Source organism: Phocaeicola faecalis (assembly GCF_021730445.1).
GTDB lineage: Bacteria > Bacteroidota > Bacteroidia > Bacteroidales > Bacteroidaceae > Phocaeicola > Phocaeicola faecalis.
In genome coordinates, this window is the sequence record NZ_JADNRM010000059.1 from 1 (window position 1) to 512 (window position 512).

1 protein-coding gene is annotated in these 512 nt (G+C 48.8%); it reads left to right on the forward strand.

What is annotated here, in order from left to right; translation table 11 throughout:
• Positions 1 to 512: Rpn family recombination-promoting nuclease/putative transposase (locus IR173_RS18010; protein ID WP_237040873.1), on the forward strand; the 512-nt coding region annotated here is incomplete at both ends.

Below are 512 nucleotides of genomic sequence, written 5' to 3' on the forward strand. Positions count from 1 at the left end.
ATTTATGACATCTATTGCACCACGGAGTCGGGGGAGCATATCATCGTGGAGATGCAGAACCGGCAGCAGACGAACTTTAAGGAGCGTGCCTTGTTCTATCTTTCGCATACCATTACGCGTCAGGGTGAGAAGGGAGCCCGCTGGGAGTTCGACCTGAAGGCCGTTTACGGCGTCTTCTTCATGAACTTCCGTCTGGAGGACACTCCCCACAAGCTCCGCACGGACATTGTCCTTTCGGACCGTGACACACACGAGGTCTTCTCGGACAAGCTGCGGTTTATCTTTATAGAGCTTCCTTCTTTCAACAAGGAGGAAGAGGAATGTGGGACAGATTTTGAACGTTGGATATATATACTCAAGAATATGGAAACGCTGAACAGACTGCCTTTCAAAGCGCGCAAAGCCGTCTTTGAGAAACTGGAGAAGATTGTGGATATCGCTTCCCTGAGTAAAGAGGAGCGGATAAAGTATGATGAGAGCATCAAAGTATACAGGGATAATCTGGCGACGAT